This is a genomic window from Haloechinothrix alba, from assembly GCF_900188115.1.
In the GTDB taxonomy this organism is placed as follows: Bacteria; Actinomycetota; Actinomycetes; order Mycobacteriales; family Pseudonocardiaceae; genus Haloechinothrix; species Haloechinothrix alba.
Genome location: NZ_FZNW01000008.1, coordinates 217,847 through 226,808, shown reverse-complemented (window position 1 = coordinate 226,808; position 8,962 = coordinate 217,847). Strand labels below are relative to the sequence as shown.

Annotated in this window: 6 protein-coding genes; 5 read left to right on the top strand and 1 reads right to left on the bottom strand. The window is 69.6% G+C overall.

The window, feature by feature from the left end; genetic code table 11:
- Positions 1-925 precede the first annotated feature (925 nt).
- From CHB84_RS09930 to CHB84_RS09920, 3 genes are all read left to right on the top strand, one after another.
- Positions 926-1,792, top strand: coding sequence for an SGNH/GDSL hydrolase family protein (locus tag CHB84_RS09930; RefSeq protein WP_089301269.1), 867 nt, complete (start codon positions 926-928; stop codon positions 1,790-1,792).
- Positions 1,793-1,987: 195 nt separating this feature from the next.
- A complete protein-coding gene (locus CHB84_RS09925) occupies positions 1,988-3,922 on the top strand; it encodes an N-6 DNA methylase (protein WP_342743951.1) in 1,935 nt (644 codons plus the stop codon).
- Positions 3,923-3,925: 3 nt separating this feature from the next.
- On the top strand, positions 3,926-5,200 hold the full coding sequence (locus CHB84_RS09920; RefSeq protein WP_217898505.1) for an exonuclease domain-containing protein: 1,275 nt from the start codon (positions 3,926-3,928) through the stop codon (positions 5,198-5,200).
- Between the two features lie 57 nt (positions 5,201-5,257).
- On the opposite strand, the gene CHB84_RS09915 is transcribed toward CHB84_RS09920, so the two are convergent.
- Positions 5,258-6,646 (bottom strand): M14 family metallopeptidase, encoded by a 1,389-nt coding sequence (locus CHB84_RS09915; RefSeq protein ID WP_089301231.1) that lies wholly within the window; start codon positions 6,644-6,646, stop codon positions 5,258-5,260.
- Positions 6,647-6,999: 353 nt separating this feature from the next.
- On the opposite strand from CHB84_RS09915, the gene CHB84_RS09910 reads away from it, so the two are divergent.
- Together CHB84_RS09910 and CHB84_RS09905 are read left to right on the top strand one after the other, a co-directional pair.
- Complete coding sequence (locus CHB84_RS09910) at positions 7,000-7,860, top strand: glycerophosphodiester phosphodiesterase family protein (protein WP_089301230.1); 861 nt, start codon at positions 7,000-7,002, stop codon at positions 7,858-7,860.
- 131 nt (positions 7,861-7,991) lie between these two features.
- Entirely contained in the window at positions 7,992-8,702 is a 711-nt protein-coding gene (locus CHB84_RS09905; protein ID WP_217898504.1) for a hypothetical protein, read from the top strand.
- The last annotated feature ends 260 nt before the right edge of the window (positions 8,703-8,962 follow it).

Here is an 8,962-nt window from a genome sequence, read left to right as displayed (position 1 = left end):
GCGGAGATGGGCAAGCGCGGGCACGAGGCGGCCCTGGCCGAGTACTCCTGGCCACACCACGCCCGCCACTTCGTCGCGAACCTGGAACAATGGGCGCACTGTGGACAGACGGTCGCCGGGTAGGTACCGGGTACGCCCGACCCCGACTCCCCGAGTTCTGCGACCGGCCTCGGGGCGTTACCCGCCACGTGCGCGAATGCGCGCGAGACGACCGTGGCGTGCGCCGGTCCTCGACGCCGGCCTGTTCCGGCACGAGCACGAACCGGAAGATCGTGTCCGTACCGGTCCCGTTCCGGGATGGCGGAAGCCTGCCTGTAGCGCGGTAGCGACGGGCGTGCCGCTGCCTGGCGGGCTCGCCCGGGCTAGCCGCTGAGCGAGCGCACCGCCCGGGGTCGCGGGACCGGAACGGAGTCCGCCGGATGCGGCCGCATGCGCGGCGCCGCGTATCGGCTGTGGTGCAGCCACAGCCATCCGCACGGATCGCACAGCACCTCGGCGTCGGCGCCTGCATGCGGATGGGTCACGACCCACAGGCATTCGGGACAGTAAAAGCGCATCATCAATCCCCTGCTCACCGTACGACGACTGGTCCTTGGCACCATGGTTGCTCGGATCGTGTGACACCCCGGTGCACACCGCGAAACATCTCCGTCAACATCCCCTGAAACGGCGCCACCGGGCCTCGAAGCCACCAGTGATGGAGCGCCGAAGCGGTGCTCACGCGCCCGACCGGGGCGAACCTGATCTTCCCACTACCCATAGGGCGTACGCTGGGAAGACGTGGCTCGCACAGGCATGGTCGCCGAGCTGTCGGCGTGCCGTGCGATGCGCGGCCCGGGTACGGGATCGCCCTACATTTCATTCTCGTGCGCGGTAGCACGGTTCGTCAGCACGGAGCAGGACGGGCAGCGGAATGGAGTGAGTGGTGCATTCGTTCAACAGCTATATCGCGCTCGGAGACAGCTTCACCGAAGGCCTCAACGACCAGTTGCGCGACGGTTCCTTCCTGGGCTGGTCCGACCGGCTCGCCGCTATACTCGCCGAGGGCAAACCGGACTTCAAGTACGCCAACATCGCTGTGCGCGGCAAGCGCGTCGACGAGATCGCCGAGGAACAGCTGCCGGTCGCTCTCGAGCTACGCCCGGACTTCGCGGCCCTCTGCGCAGGCGGCAACGACATCCTGTTGCCGGGCATCGATGTGGACCACATGGCCAGGCGGATCGACGAGATGGTCGCGCAGCTGCGCGCGGCCGGTATCGACGTGTTGCTGTTCACCTTCGCCGACACCAAGCAGATGTCGGTGATGAACCGGCTGCGCGGCAAGATCGCCATCTACAACGCCGACATCCGCGCGATCGCCGAGCGGCGCGGGACCAGCGTCGTGGACCTGTGGGCGATGGACGTGCTACGCGACCCGCGCGCCTGGAGCGAGGACCGGCTGCACTTCACACCAGAGGCGCACCGGCGCATCGCCCTGCGCACCGCCGAGGTGCTCGGGCTGCACACCGGGGAGGACTGGCGTAGGCCGCTGGGTAACGCCGACGAGCAGCGCGAGGCCGAGAAGGACGACTGGATCTCGCAGCGCCGTTCCGACATCGAGTGGACGCGGGCCTACGTGCTGCCGTGGATCGGCAGGCGTATCCGCAGGGAGTCCCTCGGCGACGGGGTGCCGCCCAAACGTCCCGAGCTCGCTCCCGTCGATCCCGACGCGCTCATCCGCGCCGAGTCACCGGACGGCCCGGCAGCCGAAGTGACTGAAGGCCGCTCCGCGGAGTTCCCCGACGGCCACTGACCCGGCCCGCGAACCATGCCCCGCCCCATGTGTTGGGCGCGCGGGCACGCTATGTCGGGCATGCGGGCACCCCGTGTCGGGCGTTGGATCACGACCCGGATGTGCCGAGATCCACCTCGACGCCTGCGCAACATTGTTAATCTAGTCAACAGGACGACGAGAACATGATAGGTTCACGACAGTTCCGATCGGGAGGTGGCGTTGTCCGACGAGTCGCTGGTCAGTGCGGCCGAGGTGGCTCGGCTGGCCGACGTCGGCCGGGCGGCGGTGAGTAACTGGCGACGGCGGCATCCCGACTTCCCTCAGCCGGTGGACAGCAGCGAGGCGAACCCGCGCTTCAAGCGCGGCGAGGTCGAGCAGTGGCTGCGGGAGCAGGGCAAGCTCAGCGCCCCGGACCCGGTCGAAGCGGTGTGGCGGGCACTGGAGGCCGGCCGCGGCGACGCGGAGATGTCGCAGCTCGTTGCCCATGTCATCGCCCACCTGCACGGCTCAGGGACCGCGAGTGAGCTCGGCGGGCACGTGCGCGGGTTGCTCGACCAGGTGCCGGACGGCGAGCGCGCGGAACTGGCCGAGGAGCTGTTCCGCCGGTACTTCGAGCGCTCCCACCGTGCCGACGTCGTGACCGCACCGGAGCTCGCGGCCCTGATGATCGAGCTGGCCGGTACGCTGGAGTCGGTGCTCGACCCGGCGTGCGGCGGCGGCGCGGTGTTGCGCGAGGCTGCGGCGCGCGGCGCGAGGGACCTCGCGGGCCAGGAGCTCAGCGAGCCGTTGGCCCGCCTCGCCCGTGCCAGGGTCGAGGCGAACGCGGCACCGCAGGCCACCGTGCGAGTCACCGCGGGCGATTCGCTGCGCGCCGATGCCTTCGGCGACCTGCGGGCCGACGCGGTGGTCTGCGACCCACCGTTCGGGTATCGCGACTGGGGTTACGAGGACCTCGGCGTCGATCCGCGCTGGGAGTACGGGTTCCCCGTCAAGAACGAACCCGAGCTGGCGTGGCTGCAGCACTGCCTGTTCCACACCCGGCCCGGCGGCACCGTGGTGATGCTCGCTCCGGCCGGGGTGGCGTCTCGCCGCTCGGGTAAGGTGATCCGCCAGGCGATGGTGCGCCGTGGCGTGGTGCGTGCGGTGATCGCGTTGCCGCCCGGCTTGCTGCGACACACCGGCATACCGGTGCACCTGTGGGTGCTGCGCGCCTCGGAGGGTGACTCCGCCGAACCGATCCTGCTTGTCGACGCGGGCGATGCGAAGCCGAGCAGGCGGGGCAGCGTGGACTGGTCCGCGTTGCGCGCGACGGTTCTCGAGCCCTGGCAGGAGTTCTCCGACACCGGCGAGGTCGAGACGATCCCGGGGCGACAGGCCACAGTGGAGCCGATCGACTTTCTCGACGAGGACGTCGACCTCACGCCGGCGCGGCACCTGCCGGTACCGGTGACCGAAGTGGACGCCGCCTCACTCGACTCCGCACGGAAGCAGCTGGACGCCGCAGTCGAGCGGCTTCCCGGTCAGCTGCCCCGGGTACGGGACAGCGGGGCAGCGTGGACACGCCCCTCGGCCACGATCGGTGACCTCGTCCGTGCGGGCGCGGTGCTGTTCCGCCAGCAGACCGGCCGGGTGGAGTTGACCGACGAGCCGGGTGCCGGTGGCAGGCTGGTACTCACCGGTCGTGACCTGGCGGCGGGGACGGGACCGTCGATGCGGGCGGACGAGGAACGCACCGGTGACCTGATGGAGTTGCGGGCCGGCGACGTGGTGGTGCCGACGCTTGTGGCCGGTGACAGGCGGCCGACCGCGGAGGTCGTCACCGAGACGGGCCTGCTGCTGGGACCGAACGTGCAGCTGCTGCGCGTCGATCCGGAGCGCGTGGACGCCGAGTTCCTCGCCGGGCACCTGCGCGCCGCGCGTGCCGGGCGATCCGGCGGCGTCACAGCCTCCGGGGTGCACCGCCTGGACGTGCGGCGCGTGGAGGTGCCCGTCGTCGAGATCGACGAGCAGCGGCGGCTGGGGGAGCGGTTCCGCGTGCTGCGCGCGTTCGAACGGGAGCTGCGCTCGGCGGCCGACCGTGGAGTGGAGCTCGCTCGGCGGTACACCGACGGCCTCGCGGAAGGCGTCATCGAGCCGGACTACGAGTGACGTGTGGCCACGAGGGTGGTGAGCGAGATGGATGACCCGGCCGCGCGCGGACGTGCCGGGTACGCGGTCGTCGATCTGGAGACCACGGGGATCAATCCAGAGTGGAACGAGCGGATCGTCGAGGTCGGCGTCGTGCACGTCGCGCCGGACGGGCAGGTCGAAGGGCAGTGGGAGACGCTGGTCAACCCGAACAGGGATCTCGGCCCGCAGCGGGTCCACGGCATCACCGGCCGGGAGGTGCGGGAGGCGCCGACGTTCGAGCGCATAGCGGGACCGCTGTCCGACCTGCTCGCCGGCCGTGTACTCGTGGCGCACAACCTGCGCTTCGACGCCGGGTTCCTGACGATCGAGTACCGGCGGCTGGGCGTCGAGGTTCCCGTGGGCGTGGAGTACGGGTTGTGCACGATGCGACTGGCACGAAGCTACCTGCCGGGTGCCGGCCGCAGCCTCGCCGACTGCTGCGCCGTTTTCGACATCGACAACCCCCAGGAGCACCGCGCGCTCACCGACGCCGCTGCCACGGCCCGGCTGCTGTCGTGTTACCTCGACCTGGACCCGGCCGCGCGGCACTGGTACGACTCGCTCGACCGGGCTGCCGGACTGTCGTGGCCACATCTGCCGCGGACGTCGGCCGAGTGGCTACCACGGGAGGCGGCGCGGGGCAGGCAGCGCCACTTCCTCGGCAGGCTGGTGGAGCACATGCCCGGCGACGAGGAACCCGAGGACCGGGCGGAGTACCTGGCGATGCTCGACCGGGTGCTGCTGGACAGGGAGATCTCCGCGCACGAGGCCGATGAGCTGGTGGCGCTCGCGGAGGATCTCGGAATCGGCCGCGAGCTGGCGCACCGGCTGCATGCGCACTACGTCGACCAGCTCGCCCGCGCGGCCTGGAGCGACGGTGTGATCACCGAGAACGAACGGCACGACCTGCGGACCGTGGGTTCGCTCCTCGGGATGAGTATCGACGAGGTGGACGGGATCATCGCCGAACAGCCGCCTGACGACCCCGCGGAGGACGCCACGGCGGTGCCGTCGTTCTCGCTGGCCGAGGGGGACAAGGTGGTGTTCACCGGCGCGACGGAGCGTCCCCGCGAGCAGTGGGAGCGCGCGGCGCGCGGCGCGGGACTGGTGCCGCACCCGGCGATGACCAAGAACGTGAAGCTACTCGTCGCCGCCGACCCGGACAGCCTGTCCGGCAAGGCCCGCAAGGCGCGCCAGTACGGCATCCCGATCGTCGGCGAGGGGACCTTCGGGCGCCTGCTCGGCAGCGTGACGTAACCCGCCCGGACCTCGGGGCCGCCGCGTGCGGTGCGATCGCCCGGACTGGGGCTGCGGCTAGAGGCGGTCGGCCGCGCCCGGCGCCGAGCAGTCGTCCAGTGCTCGCGCGTCGACCTCGTTCCTGCGGCCGCGCGGGTCGAGCAGCTCCGGAACCAGGGTCATGAGCGGCTGGCCCATCGTGACGAACACTCGGTCGGTGCCGATCCGTTCGGTCTCCAGCGGGAACAGCTCGACGTGGCGCCGGATTCGCTTGGCCTGTGCCGCGGTGAGCAGGTAACCGCACGGAGGTGGGTCGAGCACGAACTCCTCGGGTGGCCGGCGCGTGTCCCAGTCCGCGCCGTGCAGGAAGTACGGTTCGGACCGGGCCGCGCCCAGCGCTGCGGCGCGGCTGGCGGCAGTGGCGCTCGCGTTGGCGACCGCCCCGCCGCGCTCGCGTTGGAACCGCAGTACCTCGTGGACGGTCTGCAGCTGCAGGTCGATGCGGCCGGCCGCGGTACCGCCGAACGCTTCGATCAGCATCCCCACGCCGTGGCGGAGGCCGAATGCCTGGCTGAGGATCGCGGGCGACTGCTGGCCGTCATCGGGAAGGCCGTAATGGCCGGTGTCCGGAAACCCGGCGGCGGCGACTCCCGGGAACACGTAGTCGTCGACCATCTCCCTGGTGAGATCGTACAACCGCGGGTCGACGTTGAGGTTGCGTTGCCACCCGACCCGCAGTCGGGGCACCTGGCCGTGGTTGTCCAGCGGGTTGCCTGCCTCGTGCGCGTCCAGCCCGATGTCGGGCGTGTACTCCCGCAGGACCCGGGCGATCGCGCGGGACTCGGCGGAGCGCACGTTGAGGTGGTCTCGGTTGGTGTCGATTCGTGCGGCGTTGCCGCGCTGGTCCGCTGCGAGCCCGTCGGGGTTGGTGTTGGGCATGACCAGCACGGTCGTATCGGAGAGCTGTTCGAGCAGCTCGGCGTCGTCGGTGAATGCCAGGTCCCGCACCAGCTGCAGGGACATCTCCCTGCCTGCTGGCTCGTTTCCGTGCTGACCGCCGACGACGAGGACGCTCGAGCCGTCGGCGATCTCCTGGTCCGTCGGTGGTTGGGGAAAGCCGATGCGCAGCAGCCGCAGCTGACGCCCCTGGAGTGACTGGCCGAGCACGGTGGAGCGCACGCGCGGCGAGGCTCGCGCGACGGCGCCCAGGAACTCCGCCTCCTCCGCGTTCGTGGTCGTGCCGTGACCCCCGCGTTTCTCGAAGCCCGTTTCGGGTGGCTCGGCGGGAGGCTCCTGCCGCACCGTCTCGATCTGCGCGCCGTCCGTACCCGGGGACTGTTCGGCGTCCGCGGACGTCATCACCGACCACGGGGAGATAGTGACGGCTACCGCGATGACCAGCGTGACGGCGAGCGCCACCGCGAGGCACAAGCGCAGCGAGACCCCGCGGCCCGCGCTACCCTGCATGCTCAGACTCTCCGAGGGATCGTGTTCCGTACCGGCATCAGGTCCGTGTTCGGACGAACTATCTCATAAACCCAATTCCCGGCATACAAACACAACCAACCACGCTGATCAACGCTGCGTGGCCGCTCCCGGATGTGCATCGCTTCACCGGGGCCTGCTGAGGGACATGTGGGTATCGCAGGGAACGACGATCAGGCAGTGTATGCGACACAGGTCGAAAGCGACGGCGCGGGGAGGATATCGCGCGATGTTCGGGATGGTCACCCGATCGCTACCGGCCGGCCTGGCCGATGTCACCTGCTCGGCAGATCCAGCCAGCAGGCTGGGGGTGACCCCAGCGGGAAGGATCACTCATGCGACTCAGCCCACTGCGCGCCCTGACGGTCACCGGCCTGACCCTCTGCCTCGCACTCGTCGTGGCGCCGACGGCACAGGCATCGCCCACCTCGGTCGTCGACATCGCACACCGTGGATTCTCCGGCGCCGCTCCGGAGAACACGATCGCCGCGGTCGAGCTGGCGTTGCGGCAGAACGCGAGCTACGTGGAGGTCGACATCCAGCGCACCGCGGACGGCGAGCTGGTCGCGGTGCACGACACGACGCTGGAACGCACCACCGATGTCGAGGAGGTCTTCCCGCAACGCGCTCCGTGGCGGGTCGGCGACTTCACGCTCGCCGAGATCAGGCAGCTCGACGCCGGTTCCTGGTTCTCCGAGGAGTTCGCAGGCGAACGCATCCCGACGCTGCGCGAGGTCGTGGACAGCCTCGGCAGGCGCGCGGGACTGCTGCTCGAAGTGAAGGCACCGGAGCTGTACCCGGGAATCGAACGCGACATCGACAAGGAGCTCGCCGCGGTTCCCGGCTACCTCACGTCGGCGGTGGCCACGGGCAGGTTCGTGGTGCAGTCCTTCGACCACGAGTCCATGCGCCGCTTCCACGACCTGCAACCGGCGGTGCCGATCGGCCTGCTCTACAGTGACCGGCCGACCGAGAGCGACCTCGCCGAGGCCAAGGGCTGGGCCGCGCAGATCAACCCGAGCTACCGGGTCACCGACTCCGAGCTCGTCGAACGGGTGCACGAGCTGGATATGACGATCAGCGTGTACACGCTCAACGACGCGGAGACCATGCGCGCCTACCGCGACATGGGGGTCGACGGCATCATCTCGGACTACCCGGACGTGCTGCGCGACGTGCTGCGCGAGCGGGGTTGACGGCGCACAGCCGGGCTGCGTTGGGTCCGCGACATAGCCGTATCACGCTGTCGAGGAAGCGGAGGCGCTACCGTACAGTGTGATCCTCGGCGCGGTCGAAACGTCCGATGCGGCATCTACCGTGTGAGGTTGTGCCGCAGACATACCCGTTCTTCACGAAGCCCAATGGAAGCTTGCAGACCCTGCGGATTCCGCCACGGCTGGCCAGCTGGGAGAGGGCCGGTCATCCTGATCAGGTCCGGTTGGACGAGTACGTGCAGCACGCGGGTGAGCTGCTGGCGCCTCAGTTCTCCGGCCTCCCGGATCCACTCGCGCTGCGATTGGATGTCGGCTTGCCGCAGAGTGTCTCGCTGACGGACGAGCACGACCTGGACAATTACGCTTTCCCGCTCGTCACACAGCTCAGCAAGCGTTTCCGCCGGCAGTTCTCCTCCGTGTGGTGCTCCAAGCGACACTCCGAGACATCGGCAGTTGCCGTCGACCAGGCAGTGCCGATCGACGTCGCACGCGACACTTCGTCGTTGCCGGCATTGGAAACAACCGCATCGGCGGAGACCACGGCATACAAGCAGCAGGTCCATGAACAGCTCGAGGGGTGGGACGCTGTTGCGGAAGGCCCGGTGTCGTTGCAGTTGAGCTTCACCGTCGGGCCGAGGCGCAACTGGGTCAATCTCTGGAAGCCGACCATCGACGCGCTCGACCGGCTGCTGGGACGCACCGATCCGGAGCGGCAGTGGCATCCGCGTGACGGCCGCGTCGTCGATCTCGGAATGCACTGCCGTATCGACTCGGAACTGGGAAACCGGGTGCGCATCGCGATCGTAGCCAACGGGCACCCGTAGTAGCGGCCGAGCGCATTGCGGTGCAGTGTGCACGACGTGAGGTCGAGCCGCGCTCGGCGTTCAGCCCGGGTGCGCGTTACAGCCGAGTGGTGCGCGCCGGGAACGGGCGGACTCGGCGCTACCGACCACGAGAACCGCGCTGCCGCCACCAGCCTTGGAGTCGCGGACCCCGAGTAGACGTCCCCACCGTGTCGGGCGTTGTGACACCCCGTGTCGGGCACAGCCGCACCGCGTGTTCAGCGCCGAGACATTCTGACATC

Excerpts from the sequence above, each read along its gene's own strand:
- CHB84_RS09915 (WP_089301231.1), bottom strand. The coding sequence starts at position 6,646 with ATGCAGGGTAGCGCGGGCCGCGGGGTCTCGCTGCGCTTGTGCCTCGCG.
- CHB84_RS09910 (WP_089301230.1), top strand. The coding sequence starts at position 7,000 with ATGCGACTCAGCCCACTGCGCGCCCTGACGGTCACCGGCCTGACCCTC.